Origin of the sequence: Diaphorobacter sp. C33 (assembly GCF_030503915.1) — a bacterium.
In the GTDB taxonomy this organism is placed as follows: Bacteria; Pseudomonadota; Gammaproteobacteria; order Burkholderiales; family Burkholderiaceae_C; genus Diaphorobacter; species Diaphorobacter nitroreducens.
In genome coordinates, this window is sequence record NZ_CP129980.1 from 1,545,729 (window position 1) to 1,566,722 (window position 20,994).

The following is a 20,994-nucleotide window of genomic DNA, read 5'->3' on the forward strand; positions in this document are numbered from 1 at the left end:
GAAAGCCCACAAATGCAAACCTTGCACGCCATCCGAGAAGCCCGCAGCCAAAAAGTGAACGAGGCCCGCGCCCTGCTGGCATCCATGCCAACCCTGACGCCTGAAGCTCAGACGAAATTCGACGCCATCAAGGCCGAAATCGTGAGCCTGGAAGGCCAGGAAGCCCGCGCCCAACTCGTGGAGGACTGGGAGCGCCGCAGCCTGGGCCAGCCGGCGGACAAGGCCCGCAACGAGCTGGAAGGCCGCGTTAGCGTGGTGGAAGTGATGCGCGCTCAGATGGAGGGCCGCAGCCTTACGGGTGCCGCTGCCGAGTTCGCGCAAGAAAGCGAACGCCGGACGGGCCGCAAGGCTCAGGGCGTGTTTGTCCCGCTGGCTGCGCTGGAATCTCGCGCCGTCAACACCACCGTGACCGCGCCGGAAATCGTGCCGACGACCCACCGCGCAGACCTCTATATCCAGCCGTTCCGCAACAACCTGCTGGCGCGCCGCCTGGGTGTTCAGGTGCTATCCGGCCTTTCCGGGAATCTGTCCATTCCGAAGCACGCGACGGGCGGCACGACTGGCTGGGTTGCAGAGAATGCGGCACTGCCCACTGGTGATATGAGCTTTGACAGCGTGCCCATGGCACCGAAGCACGCGGGCGGCATCCAAGAGATGAGCCGTCAACTGCTGCAACAAAGCTCTCCTGACATTGAAGCGTTGGTGCGCAATGACCTGTCTGCACTGCTGGCTCAGGCGATTGACTCTGCGCTTATCAAGGGAGGCGGCACCAATGAGCCGAAAGGCGTTCTGTCGACGGTGGGCATTCAAACCGCAAATTTGGCAACTTTGAGCTGGCAGAACATTCTGGCCATGCTGCAAAAGCTGGATATCAGCAACACCAGCGCCGCCAACATCGTGGCATCCATGAAGGTGAAAGCCAAGCTGCAAGGCACCTTGAAGGCCGCAGGCATTGCGGGCTACTTGATGGAAAACGGGCGGGTTGCCGACTTGCCCGCGTTTTTCAGCAACCAAGTTCCCGAAAAGACCGGCACTCCCAACACTGGCCACCTGATCGCGGGCGATTGGAGCCAGGCCCTGCTGGGAATTTGGAGCGAGATTGATCTGTTGGTGAACCCGTACAGCGAAACCGCCTACAGCAAGGGCAATGTGCTGGTGCGTGCGATGGCGACGGTTGATGTGGCTGTGCGGCATCCCGAGAGCTTTGTTGTGGCTTCTGACGTGGCCTTGTAAGTCCATGAGCACCCCGGACATTGAGCGCCGGGGTGCTGTCGCTGGTGTTACTGCCAGCGGCCGCACTCTGAGCGGGTACGCCGCAAGCTACAACGACCCAACGGCCATCGGCGGATTTACCGAGCGCATCGCGCCCGGTGCATTCACCAAGTCGCTGGCAAGTGGGAGGGACGTTCTGGCCCTGCTAGACCATCGCGCTGATGTTCTGCTGGGGCGTACCCGCTCAGGCTCTTTGAAACTGTCCGAGGATGCAAAGGGCCTGCGCTTTGAATTGAGCTTGCCCGACACCGCCGCCGCCCGCGATGTGATCGCCCTTGCCGAGCGTGGCGACCTGGGCGGCATGTCGTTTGGCTTTGTCGCCATTGATGAAGCCTGGGACGGGAACACCCGCGAGCTACGCCAGGTAGAGCTACACGAAATCAGCGTGGTGCAGTCCTGGCCAGCGTACCAGAGCACCGAAATCAACCTGCGCAGCCGCCCGCCTGAGCGCTCTTTCTGGGACTGCAACCGCGCATGGATGGAGACAGTCAAATGCTGAACCGCATCTTGTCGGCCATCGGCCTGGAAAAGCGCAGCACCATCGGCGTCAACGGCTGGCCTGTGCCGCTGTCTGCCACCGCCGTGACGCCTGAAAGCGCCCAAGGTGTTGGAGCCTGTTATGCCGCCGTGGCCTTGATTGCCGAGGCTATCGGTTCTTTGCCCTTGAAGCTGTATCGGCAGGACGGCGACGACCGCAAAGCCGCCACCGAGCATCCATTGCATACCGTTCTTCACCGTGCACCAAATGGCCAGCAATCGGCCACCGAGTTCTGGGAGTGGATGGTTTCATCCATGCTGCTGACGGGCAACGCCTACGCCAAAGTTACCCGAGGCTTTGATGGCCAGGTGCGCAGCCTTGACCCCATGGTGACGGATCGCGTGACCATCATGCGCAAGGGCGAAACCATCGCCGGGTATGAGTACACCAACAGGGACGGCGTGAGGGAGCGCCTATTGCCTGCCGAGGTGTTCCACCTTCGCCACCGTGCTGGCAATGATCCATTGGTGGGCGTCAGTCCTATCGCCGCCGCCCGCGCCGTGATCCAGCTCGCACAAGCTGAAGCGCAACATGGGCAAAGCACCTTCGACAACGGCACCAAGGCCAGCGGCATCATCACCATGCCCGGACGTTTGAAGCCTGAGCAACGCCAAGCCATCGCGCAAAGCTGGCAAAGCCAGTATGCCGGTGGAAGCAATGCGGGCAAGGTGCCGATCATGGAAGAGGGTTCCTCGTTCGTGCCCATCAGCTTGTCCCTTGCCGATAGCGAGTGGGTTGCTTCACGCCGGTTCAGCGTGGAAGAAGTGGCCCGCATATTCAAGGTGCCGCCCGTCCTGATCGGTGATCTGTCTCACTCGACATATTCCAACAGCGTGGCCATGGATATGTTCTTTGCCAAGCACACTTTGGGCAGGCACTTATCGGCCATTGAAGGCGCTATCAACCGCCAACTGCTGACGCCAGCCGCAGCCCGCACCATGTACGCAGAGTTCAGCCTGGAAGGGTTGCTGCGCGGTGCCAGCACCGAGCGGGCAGCGTTCTACAGCTCCGGCATCAGCGACGGATGGATGCTCAAGAGCGAAGCCCGCAAGCTGGAGAACCTGCCCGCCATCGAGGGCCTGGACGACGAAAAAGAGGGTGGGCACTCAGTACCCACCCCGGCGCCGCTGCCGTACCCGAGCAAGCAACAGGAGGCCATGGCGTGACACGTTCGCCCACGTTCTTTCGTGACGCCAGGCAACAGCCGCCCAAGGGCCTGGACAGCAACGGCAACCCACTGCCCGAGGCCGAGCCGCGCCGCGTCAATGGCTACCTGGTGAAGCCGCCAATGCGTTGGACAAAGGACAGCAACGGGCGGGTGCTGCCGCTCAACTCCGCAGCATGGCGCAAGCTCAGAAAACAGGTGCTGGCTGAAGAACCACTTTGCAGGCACTGCGCCGCCCAAGGGTTGACGGTGCCAGCCACCGAAGTGGATCACATGCGGGGAGCTGCCGATAACAGCCGGGACGCGCTACAGGCACTGTGCAAGCCCTGTCACAGCATCAAGACGATGGCCGACCTGTATGGCAGACCGGCGCGCATGGGTTGCGATGAGAGCGGCAACCCTATCAACCCTGCGCACCATTGGAATCAATCGACTGTAGAGGCTGCTAAGGGCCTTGCTGGGGACGTTGTAGGCGACTCTCAGAAATCACCAGCAACCGAGGACGCAACACCGACCGGTTCCCCTTCTTTTAATGCTCACTGCTTAAAAAATAGGCAACCATGAAGCTGACCCCCAAGCGCAAACGCTCCGACAGCGCCGCCGCAGCCATCGCCGCCACCCAAGCCGCAGCCCTGCCGCCCTTGGAGCCGCCCGCCCATGTGCTGGTGCCACCCGAGGCCCGCCCGTTTTGGGATGCCATCGTGCAGGCCAGGCCAAGGGACACATGGAACCCGGTTGATCTGGCATCGGCTGCGAACCTTGCCCGCGTGCAATGCGCCTTGGAGGCCGCGCCCGTAGGCTCAGACGACCACATCAAGCTTACCCGCCTTGCCCTGGCACTGACCCGCGCTATCGCGGTCAACACGGTGGCCACGGTCGGACGGTCGGCGGACATTGCCAAGGGTGCCGAGCTGGAGCGCAAGGCACGCCAGGACGATGGCGACGACCTAATACCACGGCTGCGCGCTGTCTAATCAGATTTGAAATCCGAATGAGCAGAGCCGCCCGCATCATCGAGTTCATCGAGCGCTACTGCGTGACGCCCGAGGGCGCCCACGTAGGCCAGCCGCTGGTGCTGGCAGAGTTCCAAAAGCAGTTCCTGCGCGACGTGTACGACAACCCCGCAGGCACGCGCCGCGCCATCTTGGGATGCGCCAGAAAGAACGGCAAGAGCGGGCTTATCGCTGGCCTGCTGCTGGCGCACCTGGTGGGGCCGGAGGCGAAGCAAAACAGCCAAATCGTGTCGGGTGCCATGAGCCGTGAGCAAAGCGCCCTGGTGTTCAATCTGGCCAGCAAGATGGTGCAACAGTCGCCCAAGCTGTCTAGCCTGGTGCGGATCATTCCATCGGGTAAACGGTTGATCGGCCTGCCGCTGAACGTGGAGTTCCGCGCCCTTGCTGCTGACGGCAAGACGGCGCACGGCCTGTCTCCAGTGCTGGCCATCTTGGACGAGGTGGGCCAGGTGCGTGGCCCGCAAAGCGACTTCATCGACGCTATCACCACCAGCCAGGGGGCACATGAAGCACCGCTACTGATCGCCATCAGTACACAAGCGAGCGGGGACGCAGACCTGTTTTCCACATGGATCGACGACGCCCAGCGCAGCGCAGACCCGCGCATCGTGTGCCACCTATACGCCGCGCCCGAAGGCTGCGACCTCATGGACGAGGCGGCATGGAAGGCGGCAAACCCCGCCCTGGGCCTGTTCCGCAGCCTGGACGACCTGCGCGAACAGATGACGCAGGCCCAGCGCATGCCGAGCATGGAGGCGACAGCAAGGAACCTCCTTTTAAACCAACGAATTTCCACGGTAAGCCCATTCATCAGCCCATCGGTGTGGAAGTCCTGCGCAGGCCCGGTGCTGCCGTTTGATGGCCCGGTGTGGTGCGGTCTTGATCTGTCTGCGCGTGTGGATTTAAGCGCCCTTGTCGTCGTCGGCCAAGTGGATGGCGTGTGGCAGGTGCAGAGCCACTTCTGGACGCCAGAGCAGGGCCTGGAGGAACGCGCCCGCCGCGACCGTGCGCCCTATGACGTATGGCACCGCCAGGGCTTTTTGCGGACGACGCCAGGGGCCACCGTGGACTACTCGCACGTAGCAGCCGACATGCTGGAAATCCTCGACGGCCTTGATGTGCGTGGGATCGCTTTCGATAGGTGGCGAGTTGCCGAACTGCAACGCGAGCTAGACCGCCTGGGGGCAGAACTGCCGCTGGTGGAGCATGGCCAGGGCTTTGCATCAATGGCCCCTGCGCTCGACGCGCTGGAAGCCGAGCTACTGAATGGGCGGGTTGCCCACGGTGGCCACCCAGTGCTGACCATGTGCGCCGCCAACGCCGTGATCGTGAAAGACCCAGCGGGCAATAGAAAGTTAGAAAAATCGCGCAGCACGGGCCGCATTGACGGATTGCAGGCCCTGGCCATGAGTATGGGCGTGGCATCGAGGGCCACAGAGGGCCAGTCGGTGGGCTTCACAGAGTTCACGTTTGTTTAACCCTTGCCGGGGGGGCCACGCGAGTGGAAGGCCCGGACGCGGATTAGTCGGTGAGTGCCGCGCATTGCAAAAACCCCGACAGCCAGCGAGTGGGAGCGCACGGCATGGGCGCAAAGGTGAGTGATTCCCCGATGCGACCATGGCCCTGACCTTTCGCCCACGGCGCTGGCACCCCTTTTTCAAACCATTTGAAAGATTCAAATGCTGACCCTGCCCGAAGTGAAACTGCACTGCCGCATCGACCACGGCGACGAAGATACGCTGCTGCAATCCATGATCGACGCCGCCACGGCATCGGTAGGCGACTACATCAACGCCACCGAGCCATTGGACGCCACCGCACCCGCTCCGGTGAAGGCCGCCGCCATGCTGCTGGTGGGCGACCTGTACGCCAACAGGGAAGCCCTGGTGGAGCGCCCGCTGTCCAAGAACCCGACGTTTGAACGCCTGCTGGCACCGTACCGGGTGTACGCATGAACGCGGGCAAGCTAGACCAGCGCGTGACGGTGGAGCGGTTCACCAGCACAGTGGACGACTGGGGAACCCCTATCGAGAGCTGGGCCCCCCTGTTCACCTGCTGGGCCGCTGTAGAGCCGCTGGTAGGCCGGGAGTACATCGCGGCGCAGGCGTTGCAGTCTGAGGTGACGACGCGGATAAGGATGCGCTTTCGCCCTTGGATGACGGCGCAGGATCGCGTGATCCACGATGGCAAGACCTACAACATCGTGAGCGTGATCGACGTGCGTTCAGGGCACCGGGAATTGGTGTTGATGTGCAAGGCGATTGCCTAAACTACGCCAGCTAGAAAGACAAAAGCCACCGAGCTAGTGCATGGTGGCTTTGTTTTTTGTGGGCTTTTATGTGGGACAGATTTCAAAAACTCTCGTAAGTTATTGATTTATAAGGCCCATTGGCGGAAACGGAGGGATTCGAACCCTCGATGAGGCTCTACACCCCATACTCCCTTAGCAGGGGAGCACCTTCGGCCACTCGGTCACGTTTCCAATCCCGCTATTGTAGCCTCATTTCAAGGCCATTTCGGCGAAACTTCAGGCGGCAGCCTGGTCCAGCTCGAACGCCTTGTGCAGCGTACGCACGGCCAGTTCCACGTACTTCTCGTCGATCACCACGGAGGTCTTGATTTCCGACGTGGAGATCATCTTGATGTTGATGCCCTCTTCGCTCAGCGCGCGGAACATCTTGCTGGCCACGCCCACATGGCTGCGCATGCCGATGCCAACGATGCTGACCTTGGCGATCTTGGCATCGCCCACGATTTCCTCGGCGCCCAGTTGGGGCAGCACCTTGTCTTTCAACAGATCGATGGTGCGTTGGTAGTCATTCCGATTCACCGTGAAGCTGAAGTCGGTCTTCCCTTCCTTGCCCATGTTCTGGATGATGACATCCACATCGATGTTGGCGTCGGCCACCGCGCCCAGGATCTGGTAGGCGATACCGGGGGTGTCGGGCACGCCGATCACGGAGATCTTGGCTTCGTCGCGGGTGAAAGCGATGCCGGATACGACGGCTTTTTCCATTTGTTCGTCTTCCTCAAAGGTGATCAGGGTGCCGGACTTGGCTTCCTCGTTGATGTCGATGTCCCAGGACGTGAAGCTGGAGAGCACGCGCAGCGGCACCTTGTACTTGCCGGCAAATTCCACCGAACGGATCTGCAGCACCTTGCTGCCCAGGCTGGCCATCTCCAGCATTTCCTCGAAGCTCAGCGTCGTCAGGCGCCGCGCCTCGGGCACCACGCGCGGGTCGGTGGTGTACACGCCATCCACGTCGGTGTAGATCAGGCATTCGTGCGCCTTCATCGCGGCGGCGATGGCGACGGCCGAGGTGTCGGAGCCGCCGCGGCCCAGCGTGGTGATGTTGCCGCCCTCGTCGATGCCCTGGAAGCCCGTGACGATAACAACCTTGCCCGCGTCCAGGTCGGCGCGCACGCGCTTGTCGTCGATGGACTCGATACGCGCCTTGGTATAGCTATTGTCGGTGCGCACGGGCACCTGCCAGCCGGCGTAGCTCACCGACTCCATGCCTTCGGCCTGCAGCGCGATGGCCAGCAGGGCCGACGAGGCTTGCTCACCCGTGGCGGCCAGCATGTCGAGCTCGCGGTGGTAGGCGGAGGTAATGCGCGAGGGCGTGAGCTCCTTGGCCAGGCCCAGCAGGCGGTTGGTCTCGCCACTCATGGCGCTGGGTACCACCACCATCTGGTGGCCGGCCCGCGCCCACTTGGCCACGCGCTTGGCGACATTGCGGATGCGCTCGGTGGAGCCCATCGAGGTGCCGCCGTATTTATGAACGATCAGTGCCATGGAATTTCTGGAATGGCAGGGACGCAGATGCGCGGCGCTATTGCAAAAGCTGTTCTGGCGCGCCGCCGTCCCGTGCGGAAATGGGGACCAAAACCTGTTGATTGTACCAACCGAGCACCTCCGCCTCGCGGACCACATAGCCCTCGCCCACCTTCAGGTGAATGCGGTGCCCGCGCGTGGCACATGCGGCCAACTGGTCCAGCAATTCGTTCAGCTGTGCGGCCGTAGGCGTGGTGGCGTGGTGCACACGCAGCCAGTGGCGCAGCACGTTCGCCTGGCGCGCCCTTCCCAACGCACGCAGCGCCGCGATGCGGGGCGGCTGGCCGATGGCCGCTGCATCGGCGGCGGCCAGTTCCTGCAGCAGCTCGCTGGCCTGCGCCGCGTGTTCGCAACTGCGCGCAAAGGTGTCACGAAACTGCGGGAACGCCTGCTGCAGCGCCGGCAGCAGCTGGCGGCGGATGCGGTTGCGCGTGAAGCGCTCGTCGGCGTTGGTCGGGTCTTCCACCCAGCGTTCGCCACGCGCGACCAGCCAGGCGCGCACGTCGGCGCCTGCCACGCGCAGCAGCGGCCTGCACCAGTCCATGCCCGCGCGCTGCCACTGCGCCGGCATGGCGGCAAGCCCGGCTACGCCCGCGCCCCGCGATAGGGCGAGCAGCAATGTCTCGACCTGGTCATCCGCATGCTGCGCCAACGCTATTGTTTTTATAGCTACTAGCGATTGACAGTCAAGCGACAACGCCTCAAAAGCCTTGTAACGCGCCTGGCGCGCCGCGTCTTCAGGGCTTTGTCCGGCGGCGTGGCGCGCATCCACGCGGCGCACCCACAGCGGTATGCCCAGCCGCTCACACAAGGCCACGCAATGCTGCTCAAACCCGTCGGCCGCCGCCTGCAGCCCATGGTGCACGTGGAAAGCCACCACCTGCCCCGGCCAGCGCGCTGCGCAGGCCAACAGCAGTGCCGTCGAATCTGCGCCGCCGCTGAGGGCCACGGCCAGGGGCAGACGGGGCCGGAAGGCCGCGACTGCGGCGTCGAACGACTGGGTCAAGCGTCCCTCCTGCGGCGGCAGTGCGGGCGCGGTGGCGTATGGGCAGGCATGACGGCCCGATTATCGGCGCGCGCCAGCGCCCCCCGCCACGCTAGCGCTGCAGTGCCAGCGGCGCCGCCCGACCGGCGCTTGCGGCCTCGTCGTGCAGCCGGAAGGTACCCACCACGTCGGACAGGCGCACAGACTGGTCTTTGAGGCTGGCCGCCGCTGCGGCGCTTTCTTCCACCAGTGCCGCGTTCTGCTGGGTCATCTGATCCAACTGCGCCACGGCTTGGCCTACCTCGCCAATGCTGGTGCTTTGCTCGTTCGTGGAGGCGGTGATCTCGGCCATGATGTCCGTGACGCGCTGCACCGACTGCACGATGTCCGCCATGGTGGTGCCCGCATCGTTGACCAGCCGCGAGCCCTCTTCCACCTGCGCCACCGACGAGCCGATCAGCGCTTTGATCTCGCGCGCGGCCTCGGCGCTGCGCTGCGCCAGGTTGCGCACCTCGCCCGCCACCACGGCGAAGCCCCGGCCCTGCTCGCCCGCGCGCGCTGCCTCGACGGCCGCATTCAGCGCGAGGATGTTGGTCTGGAAGGCAATGCCATCGATCACACCAATGATGTCGTTGATCTTGCGCGACGCCGCATTGATCTGCTCCATGGTGCTGACCACGTTGCCCACCACGGTGCCGCCGTGCTGGGCCACCCCCGCCGCCTGCGCCACCAGTTGGTTGGCCTGGCGGGCCGCGTCGGCGTTGTGGCGCACCGTCTCGGTGAGCTGCTGCATCGAGGCGGCTGTCTGCTGCAGGCTGGAGGCCGTCAGCTCGGTACGGCTGGACAGGTCCTGGTTGCCCGTGGCGATCTCTTCCGACGCCAGACGCACCGACTGGCTCGCATCCCGGATCTGCGCCAGCACACCCGAGAGCTTGGTGGCAAAGTTGTTGAAACTGCCCGCGATCTGCGCGAGTTCGTTCTCGCCCTGCGCGTCGATGCGGCGCGACAGGTCGCCGTCGCCCTCGCCAATCTGGTGCATGGCGTCGCGCACCTGGGTGAGTTGGCGCAGGCGCCGTGCCAATACGCCGGCCAGCAGCAGGGTGGCGATCACCAGTACCGCAATGCCGGCCACCAGCGAAACGCGCAGCATGCTGGAGATGGCGGCCAGCGCCTCGTCACGGTCCTGGGCAATCACCAGCATCCAAGGGGTGTCCGGAACCTTGGAGACATGCAGCAGCATGGGCCGGCCCTGCAGTTCCATGGCCTGCAGCGCGCCGCTTTGCGCAATGCCGGCCAGGCCCTGCGCCGACAGCGCGGGGGCGATGTCGGTCGCCGGCTTCAGCGCCAGCTTGGCGTCGGGGTGGGCGATGATGGCGCCGTCGCCTCCGACGAGAAAGGCGTAGCTGGACGGCGTGGGCTTGATGGAGGTGACGTTGGCAATCACCGCAGCCAGCGAAACGTCGCCGGCCATCACGGCCTTGACGCGGCCCCCTTCGCGGGCGGCGCGCGCGAAAGTCACCACCAGGCCGTTGCCGCCCGCGTCCGCATACGGGGCGGTGAGAACGCTCCCGCTGGCCTGGGCGGCTTGCTGGTACCAGGGCCGCGTGGTGGGGTCGTAATCGGGCGGCAGGTTCTGGGGCGATGAAAACGCCGTCCGCTTGTCGGCGTAGCCAAAGTAGCTGACCAGGAAGTCCCCCGCCTTGGACAGCATCAGCAGCGCCTTGGGAGGCTGCTCGTCATCCAGCGCCGCGCCTGCGGCTTCCACGATGGCCGCCTTGGCGTTGGCCCAGGCGCGCAGCGTTTCCACATGGCTGTGCGCGAGCAGCTGCGTTTCGGACGCCAGCGACGCATAAGCGTGCGAGCGGGCGGTCCACAGATTCGCCGCCGAGAGCGCGACCAACGCCACCACCAGGCAGGCCAGCGATACCAGCAGAATCTGGCCCTTGAGAGACTTCCACAGAGACATACGTAACCCTTCTTCCTGCGGCGATGCGCGTCCGCACGAGGAAAGATAATACGTTTTGATACAAGTAAGTGACAAAAAAAGGCGGGGATTCCCCCACCTTTTTTCAAGGATCGGCGCGACGCTGAGCGCGTTCGCCTCACGCCTTAGCGGCTGTCCGCCTTGGTGTCCGTGAAACGGCCGTAGCTCTGCAGGCGCTCGTAGCGGCGGTCCTGCAGTTCCTTGGGCTTGAGGTCCGACAGCTGGCGGTAGGCGTCGCCCAGGGCACGCTTGAGGAAAGCGGCCATCTGCTTGTGGTCGCGGTGCGCGCCCCCCACGGGCTCGTTCACGATCTTGTCCACCAGACCCAGGGCCTTCAGGCGGTGCGCCGTGATGCCCATGGCCTCGGCGGCATCCTGCGCGCGGTCGCTGGTCTTCCAGAGGATGGAGGCGCAGCCCTCGGGGCTGATCACGGAGTAGATCGAGTACTGCAGCATGATGACCTGGTCGGCCACGCTGATGGCGAGGGCACCGCCGGATCCGCCTTCGCCGATCACCGTGGTGATGATCGGCACTTCCAGCTGGGCCATCTCGTAGATGTTGCGGCCGATGGCTTCGGACTGGCCGCGCTCCTCGGCGTCGATGCCGGGGTACGCACCAGGCGTATCGACGAAAGTGAACACGGGCAGCTTGAACTTCTCGGCCGTCTTCATCAGGCGAAGGGCCTTGCGGTAGCCCTCGGGCCGGCTCATGCCGAAGTTGCGCGCGGTGCGCTCCTTGGTGTCGCGGCCCTTCTGGTGGCCCAGCACCATGCAGGCGTGACCGTTGAAGCGCGCGAGGCCCCCCACGATGGACTGGTCGTCCGCGAAGTGCCGGTCGCCGTGCATTTCCACGAAATCCGTGAAGATCTCGCGCACGTAGTCCATGGTGTACGGGCGCTCCGGATGGCGCGCGATCTTCGTGATCTGCCAGGGGGTCAGGTCACTGTAGATGTCCTTGGTGAGCTGCAGGCTCTTCTTGCTGAGCTGGTCAATCTCCTCGGAGATGTCCACCGCGCTCTCGTTCTGCACATAGCGCAGTTCTTCGATTTTGGATTCCAGCTCGCCAATGGGCTGCTCGAAGTCCAGAAAGGTCTTTTTCGCCAACTTGTTTTCTCCTCGGGGCGGTGCCCGGTACCGGCCGCCCTGCGTTGTTCAGTAGTCCACCGGCAGGGGGGCGAGCGACCGCCAAATATACCAACTCGCCACGCTGCACCAGGGTTTCCACGCATCAGCCACTTCGCGCGCATCGCTGCGGCTGACCGGGTCGCCCGAAAAATAATGCTGGCTGATGCCCTGGATCAGCGTGGCATCGTCCAGCGGCAGCACGTTCGGCCGCGCCAGATGGAAGATGAGGAACATATCCGCCGTCCAGCGGCTGATGCCGCGGATCGCCACCAGCTCGGCAACGATGGCCTGGTCGTCCATCTCGTCCCACTGCTTCACGTGCAGCCGGCCGCTGTCGAAGTGCAGCGCCAGGTCCACCAGGTACTCCACCTTGCGTGCCGACAGGCCGGCCGCACGCATGTCGTCCACCTTGAGCTTGAGCACGCTGCGCGGCGTCATGCTGCGCGACAGCGCGGCGAACTGGTCCCACACGCGCTGCGCCGATGCCACCGACACCTGCTGGCCCACGATGGAGCGCGCCAGCGTGGTGAAGGCGTCGCCGCGCTGGGTCAGGGCCACGTTGCCCACCTGGGGAATCAGGCGACGCATCACGCGGTCCTTCTTCGTCAGATGTCGGCAGGCCTCTTCCCAATAGCTGGGGGGCGTGAGGGACGGAGGTGCATCCGCTATTTTTTTAGTAGCTGCCACCGCTTACCCCACAAGCCCTACATGCCAATTTGAATCGAAACCCATTTACTGAGCCGCCTCCCAGGTCGTGCCCGTGGCGGAGTCCTTGAGCACGATACCCTGCGCCAGCAGATCATTGCGGATGCGGTCGGCCTCGGCGAAGTTCTTGGCTGCCTTGGCGGCGGCGCGCGCGGCGATCTGCGCCTGGATGGCCGCCTCGTCCAGCCCGGCGCCTGCTTTCAGAAAGTCCTGCGGGTCCGCCTGCAGCAGCCCCAGGTGGCCGCCCAGCGCCTTCAGCAAGCCCGCCGCGGCGGGCGACTTGCTGCGGTTCACCTCACCGGCCAGGTCGAACAGCACGGCCACCGCTTCGGGGGTGCCGAAGTCCTCGTCCATGGCCGCCTTGAAGCGGGCGGCGTAGCCTTCGGCCCAGTCCACCTCGACCGGGGCCGGTGCCACCAGGCTCAGCGCGGTGTACAGGCGTTTGAGCGCGGCACGCGCATCGTCCAGGTGCACGTTGCTGTAGTTCAGCGGGCTGCGGTAGTGGCTGCGGACCACGAAGAAGCGCACGGTCTCCGCGTCGTATTCCTTGAGCACATCGCGGATGGTGAAGAAGTTGCCCAGACTCTTGGACATCTTCTCGTTGTCCACGTTGATGAAGCCGTTGTGCATCCACAGCCGCGCGAACGGTTTGCCCGTGGCGCCCTCACTCTGGGCGATCTCGTTCTCGTGGTGCGGAAACTGCAGATCGGCGCCACCACCGTGGATGTCGAAGCTCTCGCCCAGCAGCGCGCAGCCCATGGCGGAGCATTCGATATGCCAGCCCGGGCGCCCCTCGCCGAAGGGGCTGCGCCACTTCACATCGGCCGGCTCCTCGGGCTTGGCGGACTTCCACAGCACGAAGTCCAGCGGGTCGTGCTTGCCGTCCTGCACGGCCACACGCTCGCCGGCATTCAGCTCGTCCAGCGACTTGCCCGACAGCTTGCCGTAGCCGGGGAACTTGCGCACCGCATAGTTCACGTCGCCGTTGCCCGCCTGGTAGGCCAGGCCCTTGCCCTGCAGCGTGCCGATCATGTCCAGCATCTGCGGCACATAGGCGGTGGCGCGGGGCTCGTGCGTGGGACGCTCGATGCCCAGCGCGTCGGCGTCCTGGTGCAGCGCGTCGATCATGCGGTCGGTCAGGCTGCGAATGGTCTCGCCGTTCTCCACCGCGCGCTTGATGATCTTGTCGTCGATGTCGGTGATGTTGCGCACGTAGGTCACCGCCAGGCCGGATGCGCGCAGCCAGCGCTGCACCACGTCGAAGGCGATCATGGAGCGCGCATGGCCCAGGTGGCACAGGTCGTACACGGTCATGCCGCACACGTACATGCGCACATGGCCGGGTTCGAGCGGGGAAAACTCCTCCAATGCACGCGACAGCGTGTTGTAGATACGCAAGCTCATGGATGACGGGTCCAGGGAATCGGTGGGGGCGGATGGGTGCGGTGCGCGCCCGGTGCGGCGCGCGACTCAGGGCGGGTGCGCGCGATGGGCGGTGCCGCGGGGCGTGCAGGCGGTCTGCCGCAAGGGCGGCGGGCCCGCCATTAGGAGCGGCAACAGCGTACCGGCATGACAAAACCCCTCCGCTACAATCGGCCGCAGTATAAGCCCGCACCGCGGCCCGACCGCGCTGCTCCGTCTCTCCAGCCCCTCCTCCATGACTCCTGCACGCCGACCCGCCCTCCGCTGCCTGCATCTGCTTGCCGCCACTGTGGCCCTGCTCGCAGCTTCATGGGCCCAGGCGGACGAGTACGCCGACATTTCCCGCCTGCTCCAGCTGGGCAAGCCCGCCGAAGCCATCGTGAAGCTGGACCAGCGCCTGGCCGCCACCCCGCGTGATCCGCAGTTGCGCTTCCTGCGCGCCGTGGCGCTGGCCGATTCCGGCAAGCAGGCCGAAGCCATCGATGCCTTCGTGCAGCTGACCGAGGAATACCCCGAGCTGCCCGAGCCCTACAACAACCTGGCCGTGCTCTACGCCAGCCAGAACCAGTTGGAAAAAGCCCGCGCAGCGCTGGAGACGGCGATCCGCACCAAGCCCGACTACGCCACCGCCCACGAGAACCTGGGCGACATCCACGCCAAGCTGGCCAGCCAGTCGTATCTGCGCGCGCAACAGCTGGACCGTGCCACGGCCGCCTCGGTGGCGCCCAAGCTCAAGCTGCTGCGCGAGCTGTTCGCCACCGAATCGAAGCCCGCAGCAGCCCAGGCCGCCACCCCGGCCAGCCGCTAAGGCACGCTGCCTTGCACACCTGCCCGGCCCCGCATAGCCGGGCGCCGCGGGTCCCCTATCCCTTTCGATCAAGGAGCAACCATGATTTCCAGAAGAAATATCACTCAAACGCTTGCTGGATGTGCGCTAGCAGCTATTGTTACAGTAGCAAATGCCCAGACCGCCGGTGCCGCAGCACCCCAGGTCAAGCTCGCCACCAGCCTGGGTGACATCGTGGTGCAACTGGACCCGGCCAAGGCGCCCAAGACGGTGGAGAACTTCCTGGCCTACGTGGCCGACAAGCACTATGACGGCACGGTCTTTCACCGCGTGATCGATGGCTTCATGATCCAGGGTGGCGGCTTCACGGCCGATATGCAGCAAAAGCCCACCAAGGCCCCGATCCCGCTGGAAGCCGCCAACGGGCTGAAGAACGACAAGTACACCATCGCCATGGCCCGCACGGCCAACCCCAATTCGGCGACCAGCCAGTTCTTCATCAACGTGGCGAACAACGCCATGCTCAACGCGCCCCAACCCGACGGCCACGGCTACGCCGTGTTCGGCAAGGTGGTGAGCGGCACCGAGGTGGTGGACAAGATCAAGGCCGTGGCCACCGGCAACCGCGGCATGCACCAGAACGTGCCCACGACCCCCGTGGTCATCCAATCCGCAACCCTGGTCAAGTAACCTGAAAGGACACCCGCCATGAGCAACCCGCAAGTCGAACTGCACGTCACCATCAACGTTGCCGAAACGGCCACCCAAGGCGTCATCACGCTGGAACTGGACGCCGTGAACGCCCCAAAGTCCACCGCCAACTTCCTGAACTACGTGAACAAGGGCTTCTACGACGGCACGATCTTTCACCGCGTGATCAAGAACTTCATGGCCCAGGGCGGCGGCTTCACGGCCGACATGAAGCAAAAGCCGACCGATGCGCCCATCGAGAACGAGGCTGCCAACGGCCTGAAGAACGACAAGTACACCATCGCCATGGCCCGCACCGGCGACCCGCACAGCGCCACGGCCCAGTTCTTCATCAACGTGGTGGATAACGCCTTCCTGAACCACACCTCCCCCACACCCCAGGGCTGGGGCTACGCCGTGTTCGGCAAGGTGGTCAAGGGCGAGGACGTGGTCGACGCCATCAAGAAGGTGCGCACCACGCGCAAGGGCTTCCACGACGACGTGCCCTTCGACGCCGTGGTGATCGACAAGGCTGTGGCGCTGTAAGCCCTGCGATGACACCATCCGTGCCGCCGATGGACGAGCTGGCCGCGCCAGCCGCGTGGCGCACGGTGGACTTCATCTCCGACCTGCACCTGGAGCCGGCCCAGCCCGCCACGGTGCGCGCCTTGCGGCAGTACCTGCACAGCACGCCCGCCGACGCGGTGTTCCTGCTGGGCGATCTGTTCGAGGTCTGGGTGGGCGACGACGCCATCGACGAGCCGGGCAGCTTCGAAGGCGCCTGCTGCGCCCTGCTGGCCCAGGCCGCGCACGCGAGGCCGCTGTATTTCATGCACGGCAACCGCGACTTCCTCGTGGGTGAGGGCTTCACGCGCCACACCGGTATACCCGTGCTGGACGATCCCACGGTGCTCACGTTCGCTGGCCGACGCTGGCTGCTGTCGCATGGCGATGCGCTGTGCCTGAACGATGTGGAATACCAGCGCTTTCGCATCCTGGCACGCAACCCGCAATGGCAGGCCCAGTTGCTGGCGCGCCCGCTGCACGAGCGCCGCGCACAGGGCCGCAGCGCCCGCAGCGAGAGCGAGGCGCGCAAGCAGGCCGGCGCCGCGGTCTATGCCGATGTGGACAGCCCGGCCGCCATCGAGTGGCTGCGCGCCGCGGGGGCCCAGGCGCTCATCCACGGCCACACCCATCTGCCGGCAGACCATGTACTGGCCCCCGGCCTGGCGCGCCACGTGCTCACGGACTGGGACCTGGACGCCCACCCGCCGCGCGCCGGCGTGCTGCGCCTGACGGCCGAGGGCTTGCAGCGCCTGCCGCTCGTCCCCACGTAGCGGCATGGCACGTACCCGCGCACCCCTGCACTTCCTTCGCCAACTGGCCCTGCGCATACGCGCCACCGTGGCTCCCCTCCCCGACATCTCCGCGCAACTGTGGTTGCAGACCCTGCGGCGCTACCCATTCCTGCAGGCGCTGCCACTGCATGACCAAGGCAAGCTGCGCGCCCTGAGTGCGCTGTTCCTGGACCGCAAGGAGTTCACCGGCGCCCATGGGCTGGTGGTGACCGATGCCATGGCGGTCTCGATTGCGGCCCAAGCCTGCCTGCCGCTGCTGCACTGGGGCTCGCCCGAGCGTGCGCTGGCCTGGTACGACGACTTCGTGGGCATCGTGGTGCATCCGGCCGAGGCCGTGGCGCGCCGCCAGGCCGTGGATGCCGCCGGCGTGGTGCACCACTACGACGAGGTGCTATTGGGCGAAGCCATGGAGCGCGGCCCCGTCATGCTGAGCTGGCCCGCCGTGGACGGGGCTGGCCAGGGCGGATCGGACGGGCAGCCGGTCGCCACCAGCGTGGTGATCCACGAGTTCGTGCACAAGATCGACATGCGCAACGGCCCGGCCGACGGCTGCCCGCCTTTGCCTCCGGGATTCATGGGCACGCGGGGCGCGCGCGCCGCGCACGCGGCCTGGCGCGACGCCTGGGAGCCCGCGTACGAGCAGTTCCGCGAGCAGGTCATCATCGCCGAGCGCTTCGGCGGCGCATGGCCGTGGCTGGATGCGTACGGCGCCACCGCGCCCGCGGAGTTCTTCGCCGTGGCCTGCGAGGCGTACTTCGTGCACCGTGAACGTTTCGGGCAGGAATTCCCCACCCTGCTGCCCGCGCTGGATGCGTTCTTCGGCCGGCCCCTGTCCGGCTGAGGCGGCTTCGTTCCCGCCCCTCAACCGCCCCTTAACCGCCCGTCAGCGCGGCCCGCGCCGCCTGCGCAATGCTGGCGGCATCGACCCCAAAGTACGCACGCAGCGCCGCCCGCGTGTCGCTGCGGCCAAAGCCATCCGTGCCCAGCGTGCGGTAGCGGCGCCCCTCGGGCACATAAGCGCGCACCGATTCGGGCACGGCCCGCACATAGTCCGTGGCGGCAATGACCGGGCCGCTCGTTCCCTCCAGTACCTGCGTAAGCCAGGGCTTGGCATCGCCTGCATCCCCCCTGTCACGCCCGGCCTCACAGGCCATGCCGTCGCGCGCCAGCTCGCTCCAGCTCGTCACGCTGACCACGGTGGCCGCGATACCCTCATCGGCCAGCCGTTGCGCCGCCTTTATGACCTCGGTGAGGATGGCGCCGGAGCCCAGCAGGGTCACGTTTTCTTGAGATGAATTTGAGCCACCGCGCCCATCCAGCAAGCGCTGATAGCTATTAAATACATAGCATCCGCTCAGCACCCCTGCATGCGCCTCGGCCGGCAGGTCCGGCTGGGCGTAGTTCTCGTTCATGAGCGTGACGTAATAGAAAACGTCGCGCTGCTCGGCGACCATCTCGCGCATGCCGGCGTCCACGATCACGGCCAACTCGCCCGCGAAGGCCGGGTCGTAGGCCTTGCAGTTGGGAATGGTGGCGGCCACGAGGTGGCTGGAGCCGTCCTGGTGCTGCAGGCCCTCGCCGCCCAGCGTGGTACGACCCGAGGTAGCGCCCAGCAGGAAGCCGCGCGCGCGCTGATCGGCGGCGGCCCAGATGGCGTCGCCCACGCGCTGAAAGCCGAACATCGAGTAGTAGATGTAGAACGGCAGCATGGCCAGGCCGTGCACGCTGTAGCTGGTGGCGGCGGCCGTCCAGCTGGCGATAGCACCGGCCTCGCTGATGCCCTCCTCGAGAATTTGCCCATCGAGCGCCTCGCGGTACGAGAGCACCGAGCCGATGTCCTCGGGCGCATAACGCTGGCCCACGCTGCTGTAGATGCCCACCTGCTTGAACAGGTTGGCCATGCCGAAGGTGCGTGCCTCGTCGGCCACGATGGGGACGATGCGCGGGCCCAAGGTGGCGTCCTTGAGCAGCGTGCCGAGCATGCGCACGAAGGCCATGGTGGTGCTCATCTCCTTGCCATCGGCCGCCAGCGCGAACTGCGCATAGCTGGCGAGGGGCGGCACGGGCAGCACGTCGCACACCGTTTCGCGCCGGGGCAGGTAGCCGCCCAGGGCCTGGCGTTGGCGGCGCAGGTACTGCATCTCGGGGCTGTCGTCCCCCGGCTTGTAGAACGCCAGTCCGGTGGCCTGCGCGTCGCTCAAAGGCAGGTTGAAGCGGTTGCGGAATTCGATGAGGTCGGCGTCGTCGAGCTTCTTCTGGCTGTGCGTGGTCATCTTGCCCTGGCCGGCCTGGCCCATGCCGTAGCCCTTCTTGGTGTGCGCGAGGATCACCGTGGGTTGGCCGCGGTGGCGCGCGGCGGCAGCATAGGCCGCGTGGATCTTCACCAGGTCATGCCCGCCGCGCTTCAAGCGGTCGATCTGCTCGTCGGTCATGCCTTGCGCCAGCGCGGCCAGTTCGGGGGTCTGGCCAAAGAAGTGGTCGCGGTTGTAGCGCCCGTCCTTGGCGGCGAAGGTCTGCATCTGCCCGTCCACCGTGCCTTCGAGCGTGCGCACCAGCGCGCCCGTCAGGTCGCGCGCGAACAGGCCATCCCAGTCGCTGCCCCAGACGAGCTTGACCACGTTCCAGCCCGCGCCGGCAAACAGGCGCTCCAGCTCGTCGATGATGCGGCCGTTGCCGCGCACTGGGCCGTCCAGGCGCTGCAGGTTGCAGTTGACGACCCAGACGAGGTTGTCAAGCCCCTCGCGCGCGGCGAGCGTGAGTGCGCTCATGGATTCGGGCTCGTCCATCTCGCCGTCGCCGAACACGCCCCACACCTTGCGTGCGGAGCAATCCAGCAGGTTGCGGTGCGTGAGGTAGCGCATGAAGCGCGCGTGGTAGATGCTGCTGATGGGGCCGATGCCCATGGAGCCGGTGGGGAACTGCCAGAAATCGGGCATGAGCCAGGGGTGCGGGTAGCTGCTGAGGCCGCGCGCGCCCTGCGCCGGGGCGGTGATCTCCTGGCGGTAGTGCATGAGGTCCTGCTCGCTCAAAAGCCCTTCGAGGAAGGCGCGCGCGTACACGCCGGGCGCGCTGTGCGGCTGGAAGAACACCAGGTCGCCCCGGTGCTGGCCTTCGCCCAGACCCTCGCGGGCGCGGAAGAAGTGGTTGAAGCCGCTCTCGAACAGGTCGGCCGCACTGGCGTAGCTGGCAATGTGGCCGCCAAGTTCACCATAGGCCTGGTTGGCGCGCACCACCATGGCCAGCGCGTTCCAGCGCATGATGGACGCCAGACGCTCCTCGATCGCCAGGTCGCCGGGGAACACCCCCTGCTCCTGCACGGACACGGTGTTCACGTAGGGCGTGTTCAGGCCGGGGCGCCAGTCCACGCGCAGTTGGCCGGCCAGCCGGTTCAACTCGTCCAGCAGAAAGCGCGCGCGCTCAGGCCCTGCCGTGGCCACCAGGGCCTGCAGGGCGTCGCGCCATTCGGCGGTTTCCTGGGGGTCGGTATCGGGGCTGGCCGCGGCAGCGAGGGTAGCCAGTGTTGCGAGGGGCGTGGGGGCGTTCATCGCGCCACTGTAGGCCCCGCATACCGAAATAGGATGCCGATTCACACGATGTTTCACCCTTCATCGGCACAATATGCCGCTCATGGAATGATTTTCAGCATATGAAGCTTGACGCTACCGATTTGCGCATCCTGGCCGAATTGCAGGCCGATGGCGCGCTGTCCAATGTGGAGCTGGCGCGGCGCGTGCACCTGTCGCCCTCACCCTGCCTGGCCCGGGTCAAGGCACTGGAGGCCGCTGGCGTCATCAGCCGTTACGTGGCGCTGGCCAACGCCACGGCGCTGGGGCTGGGGCTCAATGTGTTCATCAACATCAGCCTGAAAAGCCAGAGCAAGGAGGCGCTCTCGGCCTTCGAACAGCGCATCGCCGAGCATGATCAGGTGATGGAGTGCTACCTGATGACGGGCGACAGCGACTACCTGATCCGCGTGGCGTTGCCCGACATTGCGGCGCTGGAACGTTTCATTCTCGAGCAGCTCACGCCCATCCCAGGCATCGAGAAGATCCGCACCAGCTTCACGCTCAAGCAGGTGCGCTACAAGACGGCGTTGCCTCTGCCCACGCCGTAGTG

21 protein-coding genes and 1 tRNA gene are annotated in these 20,994 nt (G+C 65.4%); 14 read left to right on the plus strand and 8 right to left on the minus strand.

What is annotated here, in order from left to right; genetic code table 11:
- Positions 1-12 precede the first annotated feature (12 nt).
- From QY917_RS07290 to QY917_RS07325, 8 genes are all read left to right on the plus strand, one after another.
- Positions 13-1,233, plus strand: a complete 1,221-nt coding sequence (locus QY917_RS07290; RefSeq protein ID WP_123675655.1) for a phage major capsid protein — start codon at positions 13-15, stop codon at positions 1,231-1,233.
- Positions 1,234-1,237: 4 nt separating this feature from the next.
- Positions 1,238-1,771 (plus strand): HK97 family phage prohead protease, encoded by a 534-nt coding sequence (locus tag QY917_RS07295; RefSeq protein ID WP_123675654.1) that lies wholly within the window; start codon positions 1,238-1,240, stop codon positions 1,769-1,771.
- Positions 1,765-2,976: a phage portal protein gene (locus tag QY917_RS07300; protein ID WP_123675653.1), complete on the plus strand. Its 1,212-nt coding sequence runs from the start codon at positions 1,765-1,767 to the stop codon at positions 2,974-2,976. Before QY917_RS07295 ends, QY917_RS07300 begins: the two co-directional genes overlap by 7 nt.
- Positions 2,973-3,539, plus strand: a complete 567-nt coding sequence (locus QY917_RS07305) for an HNH endonuclease (RefSeq protein WP_302079175.1) — start codon at positions 2,973-2,975, stop codon at positions 3,537-3,539. The genes QY917_RS07300 and QY917_RS07305 overlap by 4 nt, the downstream gene beginning before the upstream one ends.
- Positions 3,536-3,949 carry a terminase gene (locus QY917_RS07310; RefSeq protein WP_123675651.1) on the plus strand — a complete coding sequence of 138 codons (414 nt, stop codon included), beginning with the start codon at positions 3,536-3,538 and terminating at the stop codon, positions 3,947-3,949. The genes QY917_RS07305 and QY917_RS07310 overlap by 4 nt, the downstream gene beginning before the upstream one ends.
- Before the next feature lie 17 nt (positions 3,950-3,966).
- The gene (locus QY917_RS07315) at positions 3,967-5,466 is read left to right on the plus strand and encodes a terminase large subunit (RefSeq protein ID WP_123675650.1); all 1,500 of its coding nucleotides are present in this window, start codon (positions 3,967-3,969) and stop codon (positions 5,464-5,466) included.
- A 201-nt stretch (positions 5,467-5,667) separates the two neighbouring features.
- Positions 5,668-5,943: a head-tail connector protein gene (locus QY917_RS07320; RefSeq protein ID WP_123675649.1), complete on the plus strand. Its 276-nt coding sequence runs from the start codon at positions 5,668-5,670 to the stop codon at positions 5,941-5,943.
- A complete protein-coding gene (locus QY917_RS07325) occupies positions 5,940-6,257 on the plus strand; it encodes a phage head closure protein (RefSeq protein ID WP_123675648.1) in 318 nt (105 codons plus the stop codon). Before QY917_RS07320 ends, QY917_RS07325 begins: the two co-directional genes overlap by 4 nt.
- Before the next feature lie 120 nt (positions 6,258-6,377).
- Here QY917_RS07325 and QY917_RS07330 read toward each other — a convergent pair.
- The 7 genes from QY917_RS07330 to cysS all read right to left on the minus strand — a co-directional run bounded on the left by QY917_RS07330 (position 6,378) and on the right by cysS (position 14,025).
- Positions 6,378-6,470: transfer RNA gene (locus QY917_RS07330), tRNA-Ser, on the minus strand.
- A 45-nt stretch (positions 6,471-6,515) separates the two neighbouring features.
- Entirely contained in the window at positions 6,516-7,784 is a 1,269-nt protein-coding gene (locus QY917_RS07335) for an aspartate kinase (RefSeq protein WP_047351420.1), read from the minus strand.
- A gap of 37 nt (positions 7,785-7,821) precedes the next feature.
- Positions 7,822-8,829 (minus strand): tRNA lysidine(34) synthetase TilS, encoded by a 1,008-nt coding sequence (tilS, locus tag QY917_RS07340; RefSeq protein ID WP_123675647.1) that lies wholly within the window; start codon positions 8,827-8,829, stop codon positions 7,822-7,824.
- Between the two features lie 91 nt (positions 8,830-8,920).
- Positions 8,921-10,774 carry a methyl-accepting chemotaxis protein gene (locus tag QY917_RS07345; protein WP_123675646.1) on the minus strand — a complete coding sequence of 618 codons (1,854 nt, stop codon included), beginning with the start codon at positions 10,772-10,774 and terminating at the stop codon, positions 8,921-8,923.
- Between the two features lie 143 nt (positions 10,775-10,917).
- Positions 10,918-11,895, minus strand: a complete 978-nt coding sequence (locus tag QY917_RS07350) for an acetyl-CoA carboxylase carboxyltransferase subunit alpha (protein WP_011804898.1) — start codon at positions 11,893-11,895, stop codon at positions 10,918-10,920.
- Positions 11,896-11,943: 48 nt separating this feature from the next.
- Positions 11,944-12,603: a DNA-3-methyladenine glycosylase gene (locus QY917_RS07355; protein ID WP_123675645.1), complete on the minus strand. Its 660-nt coding sequence runs from the start codon at positions 12,601-12,603 to the stop codon at positions 11,944-11,946.
- Between the two features lie 45 nt (positions 12,604-12,648).
- Complete coding sequence (gene cysS / locus QY917_RS07360; RefSeq protein ID WP_123675644.1) at positions 12,649-14,025, minus strand: cysteine--tRNA ligase; 1,377 nt, start codon at positions 14,023-14,025, stop codon at positions 12,649-12,651.
- Positions 14,026-14,278: 253 nt separating this feature from the next.
- On the opposite strand from cysS, the gene QY917_RS07365 reads away from it, so the two are divergent.
- From QY917_RS07365 to QY917_RS07385, 5 genes are all read left to right on the plus strand, one after another.
- Positions 14,279-14,851: a tetratricopeptide repeat protein gene (locus QY917_RS07365; RefSeq protein WP_123675643.1), complete on the plus strand. Its 573-nt coding sequence runs from the start codon at positions 14,279-14,281 to the stop codon at positions 14,849-14,851.
- 81 nt (positions 14,852-14,932) lie between these two features.
- Entirely contained in the window at positions 14,933-15,520 is a 588-nt protein-coding gene (locus QY917_RS07370) for a peptidylprolyl isomerase (RefSeq protein ID WP_123675642.1), read from the plus strand.
- An 18-nt stretch (positions 15,521-15,538) separates the two neighbouring features.
- A complete protein-coding gene (locus QY917_RS07375; RefSeq protein WP_015913573.1) occupies positions 15,539-16,066 on the plus strand; it encodes a peptidylprolyl isomerase in 528 nt (175 codons plus the stop codon).
- A gap of 8 nt (positions 16,067-16,074) precedes the next feature.
- Positions 16,075-16,857: a UDP-2,3-diacylglucosamine diphosphatase gene (locus QY917_RS07380; protein ID WP_123675641.1), complete on the plus strand. Its 783-nt coding sequence runs from the start codon at positions 16,075-16,077 to the stop codon at positions 16,855-16,857.
- Positions 16,858-16,861: 4 nt separating this feature from the next.
- Positions 16,862-17,719, plus strand: a complete 858-nt coding sequence (locus tag QY917_RS07385; RefSeq protein ID WP_123675640.1) for a zinc-dependent peptidase — start codon at positions 16,862-16,864, stop codon at positions 17,717-17,719.
- Positions 17,720-17,750: 31 nt separating this feature from the next.
- Here the strand turns inward: QY917_RS07385 and mdeB are convergent, their stop codons facing one another.
- Positions 17,751-20,423 carry an alpha-ketoglutarate dehydrogenase gene (gene mdeB / locus QY917_RS07390; protein ID WP_123675639.1) on the minus strand — a complete coding sequence of 891 codons (2,673 nt, stop codon included), beginning with the start codon at positions 20,421-20,423 and terminating at the stop codon, positions 17,751-17,753.
- A 101-nt stretch (positions 20,424-20,524) separates the two neighbouring features.
- Here mdeB and QY917_RS07395 point away from each other — a divergent pair, with 101 nt between their 5' ends.
- Positions 20,525-20,992, plus strand: a complete 468-nt coding sequence (locus QY917_RS07395; protein WP_011804889.1) for an Lrp/AsnC family transcriptional regulator — start codon at positions 20,525-20,527, stop codon at positions 20,990-20,992.
- Positions 20,993-20,994 lie beyond the last annotated feature (2 nt).

Bases quoted from the DNA above. Each gene is read 5' to 3' on its own strand.
- QY917_RS07385 (WP_123675640.1), top strand. From the start codon at position 16,862: ATGGCACGTACCCGCGCACCCCTGCACTTCCTTCGCCAACTGGCCCTG.
- cysS (WP_123675644.1), bottom strand. From the start codon at position 14,025: ATGAGCTTGCGTATCTACAACACGCTGTCGCGTGCATTGGAGGAGTTT.
- QY917_RS07310 (WP_123675651.1), top strand. From the start codon at position 3,536: ATGAAGCTGACCCCCAAGCGCAAACGCTCCGACAGCGCCGCCGCAGCC.
- QY917_RS07375 (WP_015913573.1), top strand. From the start codon at position 15,539: ATGAGCAACCCGCAAGTCGAACTGCACGTCACCATCAACGTTGCCGAA.
- QY917_RS07335 (WP_047351420.1), bottom strand. From the start codon at position 7,784: ATGGCACTGATCGTTCATAAATACGGCGGCACCTCGATGGGCTCCACC.
- QY917_RS07320 (WP_123675649.1), top strand. From the start codon at position 5,668: ATGCTGACCCTGCCCGAAGTGAAACTGCACTGCCGCATCGACCACGGC.
- QY917_RS07295 (WP_123675654.1), top strand. From the start codon at position 1,238: ATGAGCACCCCGGACATTGAGCGCCGGGGTGCTGTCGCTGGTGTTACT.
- QY917_RS07345 (WP_123675646.1), bottom strand. From the start codon at position 10,774: ATGTCTCTGTGGAAGTCTCTCAAGGGCCAGATTCTGCTGGTATCGCTG.
- mdeB (WP_123675639.1), bottom strand. From the start codon at position 20,423: ATGAACGCCCCCACGCCCCTCGCAACACTGGCTACCCTCGCTGCCGCG.
- QY917_RS07370 (WP_123675642.1), top strand. From the start codon at position 14,933: ATGATTTCCAGAAGAAATATCACTCAAACGCTTGCTGGATGTGCGCTA.
- QY917_RS07300 (WP_123675653.1), top strand. From the start codon at position 1,765: ATGCTGAACCGCATCTTGTCGGCCATCGGCCTGGAAAAGCGCAGCACC.
- QY917_RS07395 (WP_011804889.1), top strand. From the start codon at position 20,525: ATGAAGCTTGACGCTACCGATTTGCGCATCCTGGCCGAATTGCAGGCC.
- QY917_RS07315 (WP_123675650.1), top strand. From the start codon at position 3,967: ATGAGCAGAGCCGCCCGCATCATCGAGTTCATCGAGCGCTACTGCGTG.
- QY917_RS07325 (WP_123675648.1), top strand. From the start codon at position 5,940: ATGAACGCGGGCAAGCTAGACCAGCGCGTGACGGTGGAGCGGTTCACC.
- QY917_RS07380 (WP_123675641.1), top strand. From the start codon at position 16,075: ATGACACCATCCGTGCCGCCGATGGACGAGCTGGCCGCGCCAGCCGCG.
- QY917_RS07290 (WP_123675655.1), top strand. From the start codon at position 13: ATGCAAACCTTGCACGCCATCCGAGAAGCCCGCAGCCAAAAAGTGAAC.
- QY917_RS07365 (WP_123675643.1), top strand. From the start codon at position 14,279: ATGACTCCTGCACGCCGACCCGCCCTCCGCTGCCTGCATCTGCTTGCC.